The sequence below is a fragment of the Nonomuraea sp. NPDC049486 genome, from assembly GCF_040676925.1.
In the GTDB taxonomy this organism is placed as follows: domain Bacteria; phylum Actinomycetota; class Actinomycetes; order Streptosporangiales; family Streptosporangiaceae; genus Nonomuraea; species Nonomuraea ferruginea.
In genome coordinates, this window is the sequence record NZ_JBFAPV010000004.1 from 60021 (window position 1) to 75664 (window position 15644).

At 72.7% G+C, this 15644-nt stretch carries 8 protein-coding genes; 3 read left to right on the forward strand and 5 right to left on the reverse strand.

The window, feature by feature from the left end:
* Window positions 1-76: 76 nt before the first annotated feature.
* The gene (locus AB0K05_RS12655; RefSeq protein ID WP_364228950.1) at window positions 77-1141 is read right to left on the reverse strand and encodes a ThiF family adenylyltransferase; all 1065 of its coding nucleotides are present in this window, start codon (window positions 1139-1141) and stop codon (window positions 77-79) included.
* A gap of 138 nt (window positions 1142-1279) precedes the next feature.
* On the opposite strand from AB0K05_RS12655, the gene AB0K05_RS12660 reads away from it, so the two are divergent.
* Window positions 1280-4453, forward strand: a complete 3174-nt coding sequence (locus AB0K05_RS12660; RefSeq protein ID WP_364228952.1) for a BTAD domain-containing putative transcriptional regulator — start codon at window positions 1280-1282, stop codon at window positions 4451-4453.
* Between the two features lie 9 nt (window positions 4454-4462).
* Here AB0K05_RS12660 and AB0K05_RS12665 read toward each other — a convergent pair whose 3' ends face one another.
* From AB0K05_RS12665 to AB0K05_RS12675, 3 genes are all read right to left on the reverse strand, one after another.
* Window positions 4463-5998: a PQQ-dependent sugar dehydrogenase gene (locus tag AB0K05_RS12665; RefSeq protein WP_364228954.1), complete on the reverse strand. Its 1536-nt coding sequence runs from the start codon at window positions 5996-5998 to the stop codon at window positions 4463-4465.
* A gap of 228 nt (window positions 5999-6226) precedes the next feature.
* Entirely contained in the window at window positions 6227-6595 is a 369-nt protein-coding gene (locus AB0K05_RS12670) for a nuclear transport factor 2 family protein (RefSeq protein ID WP_364228956.1), read from the reverse strand.
* Window positions 6596-6663: 68 nt separating this feature from the next.
* The gene (locus tag AB0K05_RS12675; RefSeq protein ID WP_364228958.1) at window positions 6664-7863 is read right to left on the reverse strand and encodes a DUF418 domain-containing protein; all 1200 of its coding nucleotides are present in this window, start codon (window positions 7861-7863) and stop codon (window positions 6664-6666) included.
* A gap of 108 nt (window positions 7864-7971) precedes the next feature.
* On the opposite strand from AB0K05_RS12675, the gene AB0K05_RS12680 reads away from it, so the two are divergent.
* Complete coding sequence (locus tag AB0K05_RS12680; RefSeq protein WP_148035719.1) at window positions 7972-8727, forward strand: TetR/AcrR family transcriptional regulator; 756 nt, start codon at window positions 7972-7974, stop codon at window positions 8725-8727.
* Window positions 8728-8729: 2 nt separating this feature from the next.
* Here the strand turns inward: AB0K05_RS12680 and AB0K05_RS12685 are convergent, their stop codons facing one another.
* Complete coding sequence (locus AB0K05_RS12685) at window positions 8730-11615, reverse strand: BTAD domain-containing putative transcriptional regulator (protein ID WP_364228960.1); 2886 nt, start codon at window positions 11613-11615, stop codon at window positions 8730-8732.
* Between the two features lie 226 nt (window positions 11616-11841).
* Here AB0K05_RS12685 and AB0K05_RS12690 point away from each other — a divergent pair, with 226 nt between their 5' ends.
* A complete protein-coding gene (locus AB0K05_RS12690; RefSeq protein WP_364228962.1) occupies window positions 11842-15636 on the forward strand; it encodes a hypothetical protein in 3795 nt (1264 codons plus the stop codon).
* Window positions 15637-15644 lie beyond the last annotated feature (8 nt).

Genomic DNA, 15644 nt, shown 5'->3' on the forward strand with positions numbered 1-15644 from the left:
CAGGAGTCCGACCCCGGGTCCGCGTCCACGGTCAGGCGGGTGTTCTCGATCCGCACGATCTCGATCTTCATTCAGGTCACCTCCCTCCGCACACGTCACAGTCGGGATTGCGGGGCCACTCGGTACGACTCGTGGCGCAACCGCCCGCGAAGTCGACGATGAGCGGCCGACCGGCGTACGCCGGTGGCTCGAATCCGGTCAGGTAGCGCAGGACCTCGAACGCGCCGTACGCGCCCAGGAGGCCGGCGACCGGGCCGATGCCGCGGTTCGGCCGGGCCCCGTCGCGGTAGAGGCGGATCGCGGCCAGGTCCGGCGCGTCGGGATCGGCGGTCGGCGGCACGCAGGCGCGGCAGGCGCTGACCCCCGGCGCGACCGACCAGACCGTGCCCGAGGTGACCCACATGCCGCCCCTGACGAACGGCACCCCGTGCCGCACGCAGGCCGCGTTGACCCACAGGTCGATCTCGTTCGGCCGGTCGATGCCGGAGGCCACGACGTCGGGCCGGGTACGCCCGACGAGCTCGTCCAGCTGCTCCGGGCTCTCGACGCCCAGGTCGATCGCCTCGACCTCGATGGACGGGTCGAAGGCGCGGACCCAGTCCGCGGCGCGCGCCACCTTGCGGGAGCCGACGTCGTCCCAGCGGTAGAGGTACTGCCGCGCGAAGTTGCGCGGGTCCACGGTGTCCCGGTCGAGGAGCGTCATCCTGCCGACGCCCAGCCCGGCGAGGTGGGGGATGGTGTTGGAGTTCAGCCCGCCGGTGCCGAGCACCAGCACGTGCGACTCGCGGAGCCGCCCCAGCAGGTCCTCGCGGCTGCTGCCGAGGGTGCCGAACGACTCGAGGAAGGCCAGGTTGCTGAAGTGGCGTTCGGCCTCGCCCGGTCCGAGCTTGCCCAGGCGGTCCCCGTCCTCCAGCAGCCGCTCGGCGTCCAGCGCGGCCACGGCGGCCGAGACGTCGGCGACCGGCAGCGACAGCTCGCCGGCGAGCTCCGCGACGGTCCGGCCGCCCTCCCGCAGCAGGTGGAGGAGCTTCTCCACCGTGCCGTCGGGGTCGGGGAGCACCAGCCGGTCGCGGGGGTCGTACACGAGCCGCAGCTCGTCTCCGGCCCGCTCCCACGCCAGGGTCTTCAGTCGCGGCCTCATCCGTTCGTCAGCGCCAATCTTCGCGGGGAACTCTGGACAGACGATGACACCCGCCCGCATGGCCGGCGCATGGATCCCGCACGGATCGGCCACAGGCGAGATTGCTCTCGCGTGGGCGCTGCACTAGCGTCTGCCGGTGTGCGTCGGAAGGGTGCCCGCGTCCTGCTCCTCGGTCCCCTGGAGGTCGTCGTGGACGGCCGGGCGGTGCGCCTGACCGGCAGGCAGCGCGCGCTGCTGGCGGGCCTCCTGCTCGACGCCGGTCGCGTGGTGTCGGTGGAGCGGCTGGCCGGACGCCTCTGGGGCGAGGATCTGCCGCCGTCGGCGGCGGCCCGGGTACGCGCCCTGATCGCGGAGCTGCGCCGGGCGCTCGGGGCGGCTGAGGTCATCGTGACCAGGAGCCCCGGCTATCTGGTTCCCGCCGGGGCCGTCGACGTGGACGCCGACGAGTTCGCCGCCCTGGTCGCGACGGCGCGCCGGGAGGCGGGCGACGGCCTGCACGCCGAGGCGATCACCACGTACGACCGGGCCCTCGAACTGTGGCGCGGCGACCCGTACCCGGATCTGGGCGGACCCGTCGCCGAGGCGGAGCGGCACCGGCTCGACGAGCTCAGGACCGAGGCGATCGAGGGCCGGGCGGAGGCCCAGCTGGCCGTGGGGCGGCATCAGGCGGTCATCGCCGGGCTGACGAGGGTCGTGGCCGAGCAGCCGCTGCGGGAGCGCCCGCACGGCCTGCTCATGCTGGCGCTGCACCGGGGCGGACGCCTTCCCGAGGCGCTGCGGGTCTACCGGGAGTTCCGTGACCGGCTCGTACGCGAACTCGGCGTCGAACCGGGCCGCGACCTGCAGTCGCTGCACCAGAGCATCCTCGAAGAGGACCCCGCCGCGCGACCGGCGCCGGTTCCCCGGCAGCTGCCTCCCGACACCGGCCGTTTCGTCGGCCGCGAGGCGGAGCTGCCGCGGATGGACGCGGGCCGGGTGACGCTCCTGGTCGGCCCCGCCGGCGTCGGGAAGACCGCGCTGGCGCTCCACTGGGCGCACCGGCGGGCCGGGCTCTTCCCCGACGGGCAGCTCTTCCTCGACCTGCGGGGCTTCGACCGGCGCGCGCCGATGCCGCCGTCGGAGGCGCTGCCGCTGCTGCTGCAGGGGCTCGGCCAGGCGGCGAAGGACATCCCGGTCGAGCTGGACGCGCAGATCGCGCTGTACCGCTCGCTGCTCGCGGGCCGGCGCGTGCTGCTGGTCCTGGACGACGTCGCCGAGCCGGACCAGATCCGCCCGCTGCTGCCGGGCGACCCCGGATGCCGGGTCGTCATCACCAGCCGCCACCGCCTGGGCGGCCTGGTGGCCCTGGACGGCGTCGAACGGCTCACGCTCGGCGTCCTGGAGCCCGGAGAGGCGCTGCGGCTGATCTCCGCGGGCGTCGGCGAGGAGCGGCTGCGCCGGGAGCCGGAGGCCGCGCGGGAGCTCGTGGCGCTCTGCGACCACTCCCCGCTGGCGCTCTCCATCGCCGTGTCCTGGATCGGCGACCACGAACACCGGAGGATCGCCGACTACGTGCGCGAGCTCGCGGAGCGCGGGCGGCTGGTGCGCCTGCGGGTGGACGGCGACGAGAGCGTGGCCGTGCGCGCCGCGCTCGACCTGTCGTACAGGGCGCTGCCCGCGCCGGCGCAGCGCGTGTTCCGCCTGCTCGGCCTGGCGCGCGGCGCCGGCATCTCGGCCGCGGCCGTCGCCGCCCTGGCGGGCACGGACCGCGAGCGGGCGGAGGTCCTGCTCGGCACGGCGGCGCGGATCCACCTGATCGAGGAGATCGGCCCGCGCCGCTTCGCCGCGCACGACCTGGTGGGGGAGTACGCCGCCCAGCGCGCTCTCGCGGAGGACTCTGAGGCCGAACGGGAGGCCGCCGTCCGGCGGCTGTTCGACCACTACCTGTCCACCACCGTCGACGCTCTGACGGTGGCCGGCTTCGAGGTCCCGGAGACGCCGGGCCAGGACGCGACGGCCTTCGCCACCGCCGCTCAGGCGCTCGGCTGGCTGGACACCGAGTGGGACAACCTCACGGGGGTGATCGCGTCCGGGGCGCGGCCGTACGCCTGGCTGCTGGCCGAGGCCATGACCGACGTCCTGCAGCACCGCCGGACCCGGGCGGAGTGGCTGCGCCTGGCGGAGACCGCGCTGGCCGCCGCCGAGCGCGACGGCGACCCCAGAGGGCAGGCCGCGATGTGCTACTCCATCGGCCGGGCCCGCCTGCTCACCGCCGACCTCAAGGGCGCGATGGGCTTCCTCGAACGGGCACAGGAGCTGTGCCGGCTGGCCGGCTGGTCCCAGGGCGAGGCCTCGGTGCTGCAGAGCCGCGGCGTGGTGCTCAAACAGCTCGGGGAGCCGCGCCGGGCCATCCCTCTCTACCAGCGGGCCGTGGAGATCCATCGCGAGCTCGGGTCCGTCCGCGGCGAGGCGCGCGGGCTCAACAACCTGGCCTCGGCCAACCTCATGCTGGCCCGGCTGGACCGCGCCGAGGAGTGCCTGCTCGCCTGCCTCGCCCTGACCGAGCGGTCAGGCGACACGCACCTGCGGACGCTGACACTGGTCAACCTCGCCCTGGTCCGCCAGAAGCAGGCCCGGCTCGCCGACGCGCTCGCGTACCTCGAAGAGGCGCTGGCCCTGGCCCAGGCCGCGGGCCTGCGGTACGCCGAGGCGGTGACGTACGAGACCTTCGGCTGGGTCCACCGCGACGCCGGCCGCCACGAGCGGGCGATCGACGCCTTCACCCGGGCGCTGGGCATCGCCGAGGAGGTCGAGAACAGGCGGTGCCAGATCGCCTCGCTCACCGGCACGGCCGCCGTGGAGACGGAGCTGGGCCGGACGGACGACGCGCTCGCGCACCTCGACGCCGCCGCGCGGCTCGCCGAGCGCACCGGCACCGACCTGGACGAGGTGCTGCTGGAGCGCGCCGGCGCCCACTTCCGTCAGGGCCGGTACGAGGACGCGCGGAAGGAGGCCGGCCAGGCGCTCGAACGCGCGCTCACCGCCAACCCGCTCAACCTGCCCCGCGCGCACGTCCTGCTCGCCGCCGTCCACCTGGCGGCGGGCGACGGCGAGGGGTGCGTACGGGCGTGCGAGCGGGCCATCGGCCTGGCCCGGCGCTCGGGGCAACGCCTGCAGTACGCCCGCGCCCTGACGATCCTCGGCCACGCCCGCAGCCGGGAAGGCGACGACGGGCAGGCCGCGCGTCTCTGGACCCGGGCGCACGCGCTGTTCACGGCCATCGGCGCGCCCGACCGGAGCGAGACGGCGGCCCTCCTGGACTCGCGGGCGTAACCCTTCCCGTCAGCGGCGGACGACGGCGCAGGCGTCCCTGTTGAGCGAGAACCGGGTCGGCAGGGACGCGTCGCCAGTATGGCTCGCCAGGTAGCCCATGGTGACGCTCTGGCCGGGGGCGATGGAGCCGTTGTGCCCGGCGTTGACCGCGGTCACGAAGTCGCCGCCCTGCGTGAGGTCGGTGTTCCAGTCGGAGATGACGGACTGGCCCCGGGCCATGGAGAACCGCAGCGTCCAGCCGTTGATCGGGGTGCTGCCGGTGTTGGTGATCGTGAGGTCGACCGTCATGCCGCCGCCCCAGACCTGGGTCGTGTACCCGATCCGGCAGGTCGGCTCCGCGCGCTCGAAGGAGACGCGGTGCAGGCCGCCGGGCAGGTCGTTGACGACGTACAGCTCGCCCTCCGTGGTGGCCCCGAACGCCGTGACCTGCGTGGGCATCTGGCCGATCTCCGCCACGGAGTAGCCGCCCGCGCCGTCCTCGCGCACCGCCCACACGATGGAGGAGCAGTAGTCGGTGGCGATGTAGGTGCCGCCGACCAGATCGGCGAACTCCTCGCCGTGGTACACCTGCCCGCCGATGACCGCGCAACTGCCGGTGTACGGGGAGTAGGTGAAGACCGGCTTGGTGTAGGCGGCGCCGGAGCGGCACTGGTCCGCGTCGAACACCTCCAGTCCTTCGTAGCAGGACCAGCCGAGGTTCGCGCCGGCCTGCCGTCCGGGCTTGACGTGGTTGATCTCCTCCCACCTGCCCTGGCCGACGTCGGCGATCCACATCGAGCCGTCCGCGGGGTCGACGGAGAAGCGCCAGGGGTTGCGCCCGCCGTACATCCAGATCTCCTCGCGGGCGCCCGCCACGCCGACGAACGGGTTGTCCTCGGGGACGCAGTACGCCAGGTCGCCGCAGCTCCGGCTGACGTCGACGCGGAGGATCTTGCCCAGCAGGGTGTCGACGCGCTGCCCGGAGTCGAACGGGTCGCCGGAACCGCCGCCGTCGCCGATGCTCATGTACAGGTTGCCGTCGGTGCCGAAGGTGATCTGGCCGCCGTTGTGGTTGCTGTGCTCGGCGTGCTCCTGGGACAGCAGCGGTTCGAGTTCCGCCTCGTCCAGGTTGTATCGGCCCAGGGTCACGGCGCCGTCGGGCAGCGCGGTGTAGGCCAGGTAGAGGTCCTGGCTCTCGGCGAAGTCGGGTGGCAGGGCGATGCCGAGCAGCCCCCGCTCGTTGCCGGACTCGTCCACGGACGCCGTGATGTCGATGATCGGGGTCTGCTCAAGACCGGTGTCCGGGTGGTAGACGCGTACGGTGCCGCGCTTCTCGGTGATGAGCAGCCGGTCCGTCCCGTCGTCGGGCGTGGCGATGGCGGTGGGGCGCCGCAGTCCGAAGGCGACCTGGGTCGTGGTCGTGTTGATCGATTCGAGCGGCACGCCGCCGTCCGTGACGGACGACGGCGTCGCGGCCGTGGCCGGTGGGGCGATCGCGGTCAGGGGGGCGAGGAGTAGCAGGGACAAGGCGAGCGACGCGGGGGCTGCCCGGCGCTTTGCTGGCATGTCGGCTCCAGTGACGGGGCTTCGTCGGAGCGCGTCCGGGATCGCGACACCCGCGTCCCGCGGTGCCGTGCCTGGACGCGCCCGACCGGACGGTATCCGCCCGCCGCCGTCGCGGCCAGGTCTCTGCCTTCCCGCAGGCGTGGTCAGACCCCTCGCGCCCCCTTGCTCGCCGCTGATCAGGGACGACGCGAGAGCACTCCGGTGAGGACCGGTGAAACGTACATCGGGTCAGCGATGGTCGTTCTCCTTCAGTTCGATGACCCAGGCCCGACGCTCGGCGATCTTGCCGTCGCGCATGACGAACACCTCCGCCATGGACATGCGCAGCTCACCGCCCTCGGCCCGCTGGACCGTCCCCGTGAGCTCCGCCATCACGACGTCGCCCTGCTCGACCATGCGCACCACCTCCAGGTGGGGAGGGTCGATGAGCCCGGGCGGGCCGTCGATGGCCTTGTCGTAGGCGTCCTTGCCGGTCAGGTGGAAGGCGCCGAAGACGGTCCACTCGATGTCGTCGGTCAGGCAGGACAGGATCTGTTCGTGATCGTTCTTACGGAAACCGTCCAGATAGGTGGTGACGGTCTCGATGTTCCGTGACATGTCCGCTCCTTGGAACCATTGGTCTGTTCGCGGGTAGGTCGGAGCGGCCGGAGCGTCCTCGACATCGACTACGTCCGAGGGCCGTAGGTCAGGCGGCGCAGGACGAACTCGGCGGGGCCCGGCCGTCCGCGCTCGTCGAGAAGGCGGGCGAGCAGCACGGTCGCGAGCCAGACGATCACCGCGATGATCAGACCGGTCACGGTGGGACTGCCGAGACGGTCGCCGAGGTCGAGCGTGAAGGGCGCCAGGAGGACGAGCCAGGCCACCGACTGGAACAGGTATCCCGACAGGGAGCGCCGGCCCAGGGCCGAGAGGGCGCCGACGACGGGGCCTGGCCGGGTGACCCGCATGGCGATCAGGCCGAAGACCGCCACGTAACCCGGGCCGGCGAACATGCCACTGGCGCCGTGGAGCGTCAGTGCCAGAGCGGCGGCCGGCTCGTCGACGTGCAGCCATCCGGCGCTGACCAGGGCGGCCGGGAGACCTCCGGCGACGGCGAGGCCGAGCCCGAGGACGGCGGTCCACGTGAGCAGGGTCCGGTGGCGGGCCGGCTCTTCGAGGACGCGGCGGCGGGCGGCCCACATGCCCAGCCAGGCGATCAGGATGAAGGGCAGGACGGTCAGCGTGTGCGACGGCCATTCGCCGAGGCGAGCCGACATGGACTCCAGGTAGCCAGGAGCGGTGAGGGAACCGATCGGGATCGCCGGCAGCGGGGCCGACCCACCGGAACCCCCGACGATGCCGCTCACCACGGTGGCGCCCATGACCAGGACCTGGACCGCCGCGACCGCCCAGATCACCAGCACGATCCGGTGGAACCCGTCGCTCCGGCGCAGCAGCACCAGGGTCATCACGATCCCGACGACCCCGTACGCGCCGAGGAAGTCGCCGTAGTAGAGCAGAGCGGCGTGCGCGAACCCGAAGACCACGAGCCAGAGGTTGCGGCGCACCAGCACCGAGCGGACCCGCCGCGGGGTGGCGCCGGAGGCGTCCTGGCGGCGGGCGAGCTGGACGACTCCGTAGCCGAACATCACCGCGAAGACCGGATACCCGCGGGCGTGGACGAGCTCGAAGAGCAGGAAGGTGAGCCCGGCCTCGGCGCCTTCCGGGTCGAGGTCGAGGCCGGGCTGCCGGGCGAAGACGACTCCGGCGACGTTGGCCAGCGCGATGATCAGCAGCATCGCGCCCCTGGCCAGGTCCGGTGCGAGGGCGCGTTCGGCGCGCCGGACCGGCCCTCTCGATGTCCGCGACGCGGCGTCGACGCTCATGTACGTCCCTCTCCCCGAGATTTAGTTTCAGCGAGAAAGTATCACAGATATACTAAAGAAGGTTCTGGCATGATGGGGCCTGACTCTCCGGGGGTGAACAAGGGAGCCATGACCAGCGAGGACTACATACCGGCGGCGCTGCGCAGGCTGTGGCGGATGCCGGAGTCCTCGCGTCTCGGGCGGCCCGCGGCCCTCGACGTCGACCTGATCGTCGCCGCGGCCGTGGAGATCGCCGACCGTGACGGGCTCGGCGGCGTGACGATTCCCAAGGTCGCCAAGAGCCTCGGCTTCACGGGGATGTCGCTCTACCGCCACGTCGGGTCCAAGGACGAGCTGCTCACGCTCATGGCCGACGCCGCCTCGGGCACGCCTCCGGACCTCGACACCGACGACTGGCGCGAAGGGCTGCGCGACTGGGCCTTCGCGCTGCGCGCGGTGTCCTGGCGCCGGCCGTGGCTGACGCGCGTGCCCGCCTCCGGGCCGCCCTCCGGCCCCAACCAGATCGCCTGGATGGAGGCCGGGCTCGCCATCCTGTCGCGCACCCGCCTCGACTGGGCGCACAAGGTCGGCATCCTGACGCTGATCAACGGCTACGTGGTCCAGTGGGTGCGGCAATACAGCGAGCTCGCCGAGGGCAGGGCCGCCGAGGGCCGGGGGCAGGCCGACGCCGAGCGCGACTACGGCCGCGCGCTGGTCCGGCTCGTCGACCCCGGACGCTTCCCCGAGACGGCCCGGCTGTTCGCCTCGGCGCTGTTCGAGACGCTGCCGTCCGACACCCCCGACGCGACCATCGCCGACGCGGACTTCTCGCTCGGGCTGGAGCTGATCCTCGACGGAGTCGCCGTCCGCGTCGAGCGCTCCTGACGTCAGCGCCGGTGCGTCGTGAGGGCGGCCATGGCCTTGGCGTGCCAGGCGGGGGCGTTGGCCGCGGCGAAGATCTCGGCCGCCGTCTCCAGATGCTCTATGTGCCGGCCGTCGACGATGTGGCCGAGGGCCAGGTGCACCCGCCCCTCGAAGTTCTTCCCGTTGAGCTGGCGGCCCTGCTCCAGAGCCAGGGTGAGGGTGGCCCTGCCCTGGGCGGGACGACCGGCCGCCACCTCGGTCTCGCCCAGGACGAGCAGCGCTTCGGCTTCCTGGAAGAGGTCGCGCCGCGCGCGGGCGCTCGCCAGGACGTCGGTCAGGATGTCATGGGCCTCCTCGACCCGGCCCCGGCGCAGGTAGGAATCACCGAGCGTGCGGCGCAGGTGGAGTTCGAGCTCGGGAATCCCCGGGGGCAACAGGGCGAGCCCGCGTTCGGCCGCGGCCTGCGCCTCGCCGAAATGATCGCGTCGTAGGTGCAGGGCCCCCAGATGGAACAGCACGTACGCGGCTGACGCCAGGTCGCCGAGGTCCTCGAAGATCTCGAAGGCCCGCTCGAACGCCGCCAGAGCCGGCTCCCAGTCGGCGAGCACGCGGTGGGCGACGCCGGAGTCGGCCAGGGCCAGCGCGTGCCCGCGCTTGTCGCCGAGGCGCTCGTACAGGTCGACGGCCTCGCTCGCGCACGCGGCCGCGAGCGACAGGTTGCCCATCTGGTGGTGGAGGCCGCCGTGGCTCAGGAGGAGGGCGGCCGTGCCGCGGAGATTCCCCTCCCGGCGGCACAGTTCCAGGGCCAGCTCGTAGTTGGCGAGCTGGTCGTCCTGGTAGCCGCGCCGTTGCCGCAGCATCGAGCCGGTGGCGGTCAGCTCCCAGCACGGCTCGGACCAGCCCGCGCGGGCGGCCTGCCGGACCATGGCGGACAGGTTGAGGCGTTCGGCGTCGAGCCAGAGCATCGGCTCGGGGACGAGCGACGCGTGGTCGCCGGGCAACCAGCGTGCGCAGGTGCCCTGGACCTCGTCGATGTCCTCGCCGCGGAAGGCTCTGTCGGCGTGGGCGGTGAGCGCCAGCATGGCTCCGAAGGCGCGGAGTGTGGCCGCGTGCCGCTCCTCTTCCGGCTCGTCCGCCTCGGCGCGCTCGGCGGCGTAGAGCCGTACGAGATCGTGGAAGCGGAAGCGCCGCTGCCCCACGCAGTCCACGCCCAGGGGCTGCAGCAGTTGCGCGTCGACCAGCTCGTCCAGCAGGGCGTCCGCTTCGGACAGGTCCGGCTGGTCCAGCAGCGCCGCGAGATGCCAGGCCGCCAGCCCGCCGGGTGCGTCGAGCAGGCTCAGCAGCCGGAAGGCCCGCGTCACCGGTGCGGGAAGGTCGCGGCAGGACAGCTCGAAGCCGCTGCGGACCTGCAGCTCCTCCCCGCTCAGGAGGTCGAGCCGGCGTTGCCGGTCAGCCAGCTGCGCGACCAGCTCCGCGAGCGTGCCGGTCCTGCTGCTGGTCAGCCGGGCGGCCGTCAGCCGCAGAGCCAGGGGGAGGCCGTCGCACAGCCGGGCGAGCCGCTCGGCGTCCTTACGTTCCCGTTCGACCCATGGGGCGCCGAGCACGCCGGCGAGCAGGTCCACGGCTTCCCGGTCGTCCAGGGGCGAGAGGGGGACGGCCGCCGCGCCGTACTCGATGAGGAGGTCTTCCAACCGAGGCCTGGCCGTGACCACCACGCGGCAGCCGCGCGCGCCCGGCAACAGCGGCCGGACCTGGGCCGCCGAAGCCGCGTTGTCCAGCAGGATCAGCACCCGCAGCGGGTGCAGGACGCTGCGGTAGAGCGCCGCGCGCTCGTCGGGGTCGGCGGGGATCTGCTCGCTGTTGACGCCCAGCGCGCGCAGGAACCGCCCCAGCAGGTCGTGCGGGGCGACCGGTCCGGCCAGGCGGTCGTAGCCGCGCAGGTCGGCGAAGAGCTGGCCGTCGGGGAAGCGTGACACGTTCCGGTGGGCCCAGTCGAGGGCCAGCGCGGTCTTGCCGACTCCGGCGATGCCGCTGACGATCGCCACCGGCGCCGGGCTCCCGGGGGCGACCAGTCCGTCCAGCGCGCGGGCCGCCTGCGCGCGTCCGGTGAAGGCGGAGTTCGGCGGGGCCAGCTGCGCCGGTATCACGGCCGGGGCCGATCCGCGGGGCCGCGACGGGTACGTCTCCTGACGGAGGATCCGCTGTTGGAGGTCGCGGAGCTCGGGTCCTGGATCGAGGCCGAGTTCACGTGCCAGGAACTCGGCGGCGTCGCGGTAGGCGGCCAGCGCCTCGGCCTGCCGGCCGTCACCCCACAGGGCGGTCATCAGCTGGGCGCGCAGCTTCTCGCGCAACGGGTGGGCGAGCGCCACCGGCTTCAGCTCGGCGACGATCTCGCCGTGGCGGCCCAGGGTGAGTTCGGCGTCGAAGCGCTCCTCGGTCACGGTGAGCCGCAGCTCGTCCAGGCGGGTCGCCTCCTCCCGCACCACGGCCAGCGTCTGCAGCTCGGCGAAGGCCGGGCCACGCCACATCCGCAGGCCGCGGCCGAGCGTGGCCGCCCCGGTGGTCAGGTCGCCGCGGTCGATCAGCTCCCTGCCGTGCCGTACGGTCCGCTCGAACTCCAGGGAGTCCAGCTCGTCGTCGCCGACGGTGAGCAGGTAGCCGGAGGCCGCGGTGGTCACCCGCGAGGTGCCGAGCGCCTGGTTGAGCCGGTGGACGTAGATGCGCAGGCTCTCGCGGGCGGAGGCCGGCGGAGCCGACTCCCACACGGCCTCGATCAGGTCCGTCGCCCCGACCACGGTGTTCGGCCGCGACAGCACCGCGGCCATGAGACGCCGCACCTTCGGTGGCATCGGCACGACGTCCTCCCGGCATCGCGCCTCCACCGCGCCCAGCACTCTGAACCTCAGCACCGCCACCGCCTTCCCGGCCCGACTCACGGATCTCTCACGGCATCCTCACGACTACGCGGTCACGATGGGGCCGGTTCGCAGAGATCGGTTTCGAACCTCCACATCTCCGGACGGATCGAGCGTCGTCGCCCAGGCCAGGGCGCGCGCCGGCCGCCCTCACCTTTAGCGAACGGAGCCCGATGGACCCGACTCGTGTCCGCCTCCAGACGTACGCCCGGTGGTAGCGGTGCGTACTCCGCTCTTGCTCACCGCGCTCGCGGGCGCCGTGCTGGCCTCGGTGCTGACCGTGCCGGCCGCACCCCTCACGGCGCCGGCCTCGGCCGCCGTCGAGAAGCCGGTCGGGTCCGTCCCCCCTGACCGGCGGGACGAGCTGCTCGGCTCGGGCTGGTCCGGCTCCGACGACCTGGCCTGGACCGCCACGGGCGACTCCACCGGCTTCCACCTCCTGGTCGCCAGAGCCTCCGAGGGCTACCGGTGGCGGACTGCGGCGACGCTGTCCGAGGGCGGCTTCGACACGGACAGGTGGATCGGCAACGTCTGCCTCACCGGCTCGGCCAAGCGGGCGGTGGTGGCCTACGGGCCACGTCAGTTCACCAACTCCGAGGCGCTCTTCCAGCGTGGCGCGTTCACCGCGCTGGTGGACCTGGAGTCCGGACGGATCACCAAACTGGGACTGCACGCGAGCCTCGCGTACCACAGCCCGGGATGCGGCGCCGGCGAGAGCGCCGTGTTCGCCCAGGCGGGCGGGAAGGAGAGCACCGCCACCCGGCTGCACCTGGTGGACGCGGCGACCGGCAAGACCGCCGCCCCGGTCGAGGTGCCCGGCCAGGCCACCTCGGCGGTCCCGATGGGGGACGCGATCGTGGCGGTGGCGGGCGACGGCCTGGTCGAGGTCTCCGGTTCGGGGAAGGTACGCCCGTACGCCCGTCTGGAGGGCACGCCGAGCCACCTGCGTCCGCACCGAGACGGCAGCCTGACCTTCCTCGCCGCCCACGGCGACGACCTGGCGACCGTCGAGCACCTGCCCGCGGGCGGGGAGCGGCCGAAGCAACTGGCCAAGGGCCCGCTCACCCGGCTGGGCCTGGCAGCAGGGGCCGACGGCAGGGCCTACCTGACCGGCCGTCCCACCGAGGTCGGCGAGTTGCCCGGCCAGGTCGTGCAGGTCGCGGCGGGCGCGCACGACGAGGTATCAACGGGCGGCGCGCTGTTCCTCTCCCAGACCGGCACGCGCCTGGGAACGCCGGGTTCCCCCTCACGGGTGACGCTCAAGGCGCGCGTGGCCCGGACCGGAGCCGGCCTCGACTTCGCGCTCGTCCCCGGGGGCCCGCGGACCGGGACCGGCGCGCGAGCGGCAGAGGGGCCCGCTCTCCAGACCGACGACCCCGTCGAGCCCTGTGCGATCCCGCGCAACGACGCCAGGCGGCAAGCGCTGCAACCGCACTGGAAACAGGTCGAATGGGCGGTGAACCTCGCCGTCCAGGGCGCGCTCACGACGCCACGGCCCTCCAACTGGAATCAGTCGGGGCTGCCGTCCTGGTCACCGCAGGGCCTGCTCCCGCCCCTTCAGCTCAAGGGCGGCGGCCGGGTGCCCGCGCAGATCATGCTCGGCATCCTGGCCCAGGAGTCCAACCTGTGGCAGGCGTCCTGGCACGCCCTGGAAGGGGTCACCGGCAACCCGCTGATCGGCGACTACTACGGCAGGCGCGCCTCCGACGACGGCTGGAGCATCCGCTGGCGGGAGGCCGACTGCGGGTACGGCGTCGCGCAGGTCACCACCGGCATGCGCAAGGGCGACCAGGCCGAGACCACCCAGCGGGCCATCGCCCTCGACTACGCCACGAACATCGCCGCGGGGCTGCGCATCCTCCAGGACAAGTGGAACCAGGTCTACGACCACATCAAGATCAACAATGCTGACCCGGCGAAGCTGGAGAACTGGTTCGCCGCCGTGTGGGTCTACAACAGCGGCTTCCAGCCCGACGCGCGCTTCGGCAACGAGACCGGCTGCCGGCCCAGCCCGACCTGCACCGACCAGTACGGGAACTGGGGCCTCGGCTGGTCCAACAACCCGATGAACGCCGACTACCCGCCCAACCGCGAGCCGTTCCTGGAGAAGAGTCAGTCCGACGCCGCCAACCCGCAGCGCTGGCCGTACCCGGAGAAGGTCATGGGCTGGGCCGCCCACCCCATCGTCAAGTACGACTTCCGCGATGACTCGACGCACTCGGGATACAACCAGGCGTGGTGGGTCACCCAGCCCGTGCGCGAGCGCGTGAAGCCGCCCCGGACCCTGTTCTGCGACAGCAGCAACTCCTGCGCCCCCGCCGCCCAGCCCTGCCTGAGGACGGACTTCCGCTGCTGGTGGCACAAGCCGGCTACCTGGAAGGAGCACTGCGACGTCGAGTGCGGCAACGAGAACATGCGCTTCCCGACCGACTATCCCGAACCGGTGTTCGCCCTCCATCCAGGCGAGGTCGAGCAGAAGAAGATGCCGGTGGAGCACTTCCGGCCCAACTGCGACCCCTTCACCACCGGCTTCAACGGGAGCAACGCCGTCCCGGCCAATTCGCTGATCATCGACGACGTGCCCGACACGGTCGCCTCGGTGCGGCCCGGCTGCGGCCGTCGCTTCACCAACGCGGGCTCGTTCGCGCTGAACTTCGCCAAGGACGGCGAAGGGCAGGAGCGTTCGAAGATCGACTTCCATCAGGTCGGAGGCGGGCTCGGCGGCCACTTCTGGTTCGCCAACACCCGCCCGCCCTCCGAAGGCTCCTACCGCGTCACCGGCACCTGGACCCTCGGCCGCACACTCCGCCAGTGGGCGCGGGTGATGGTGCACATCCCCGACCACAACGCCGCCACCCAGCAGGCCGTCTACACGGTCGACACCGGGGACGGCCGGCGGGAACGCGCGGTCCTGCAACGCGTCCGGCAGCACCGCTGGGTCTCCCTCGGCGTCTTCGACTTCGGCGGCGTGCCCTCCGTCTCCTTGTCCAACCTCACCGATGACGGCGACGGCGAACAGCGGATCGCCTGGGACGCCATCGCCTTCCAGCCCCTGAGCTCCAAGCCCAGGCACCAGATCGTCTCGCTGGGCGACTCCTACGCCTCCGGCGAAGGCGCCTCGACGGCGGCGCAGCACGACTACTACACCGAGACCGACAGCGACGGCGGCGGCGTCGAGGGCGTCTACAAGGACCCCGACTACCTCTGGAAGTACGGCAACGCCTGCCACCGCTCCAAGTACGCCTGGTCGCGAGCGGGCAGTCTCACCGACCGTCCGGCCCTGAGCATCGGCGAGCGGCACGACACCTGGGACCCGAGCCTGGAGCACCAGTTCCACGCCTGCTCAGGCGCGGTCACTGGCAACCTGACCGACGAGGGGCAGTTCCGCGAGCCGGCCCAGCTCGACAAGGGCTATCTGGACGAGAACACCACGCTCGTCACCCTGTCCGTCGGCGGCAACGACGCCCGCTTCAGCGCGATCCTCACCCACTGCATCTCCCGGCTCAGTCTGGATCCCTGTAAGGAGACCGCCCTGGAGGAGGACGGCGGCGTCCCGCTCGGCGAATCCGTTCCCCGGCAGATCAACGACGTCGTCGGCCCCGCCGTCCGCGACACCCTGCTGGCGATCCACCGTAAGGCCCCGAACGCGGCCATCGTCCTGATGGGCTACCCGCGGCTCTTCGACGGCGACTGCTTCCCCCGCATCGGCCTGCCCACCGCCCTCTGGCTCGGCGAGATGGCCGGTGTCCTGGACGACACCCTGCGCGGGGCCGCGGCCGCCGCCTCCGCCAGTACCGGCGCGGTCGTGTCCTTCGCCGACCCCCGTGAGGAGTTCGCGGGCCGCGGGGTGTGCGGGGAGCCGGAGGCCATCCACCGCGTGATCGCGGACCGTACGCAGGGCGAGAGCCCGGACGAGTTCGTGATCTCCCAGCAGTCCTTCCACCCCACGAAGGAAGGCAGTTCGGTCCTGTACCGCAACGTGTTCGACCAGGCCCTGCGCGACATCAACCGCTGACAATAAGG

Excerpts from the sequence above, each read along its gene's own strand:
- AB0K05_RS12680 (WP_148035719.1), top strand. The coding sequence starts at position 7,972 with ATGACCAGCGAGGACTACATACCGGCGGCGCTGCGCAGGCTGTGGCGG.
- AB0K05_RS12665 (WP_364228954.1), bottom strand. The coding sequence starts at position 5,998 with ATGCCAGCAAAGCGCCGGGCAGCCCCCGCGTCGCTCGCCTTGTCCCTG.
- AB0K05_RS12675 (WP_364228958.1), bottom strand. The coding sequence starts at position 7,863 with ATGAGCGTCGACGCCGCGTCGCGGACATCGAGAGGGCCGGTCCGGCGC.
- AB0K05_RS12655 (WP_364228950.1), bottom strand. The coding sequence starts at position 1,141 with ATGAGGCCGCGACTGAAGACCCTGGCGTGGGAGCGGGCCGGAGACGAG.
- AB0K05_RS12670 (WP_364228956.1), bottom strand. The coding sequence starts at position 6,595 with ATGTCACGGAACATCGAGACCGTCACCACCTATCTGGACGGTTTCCGT.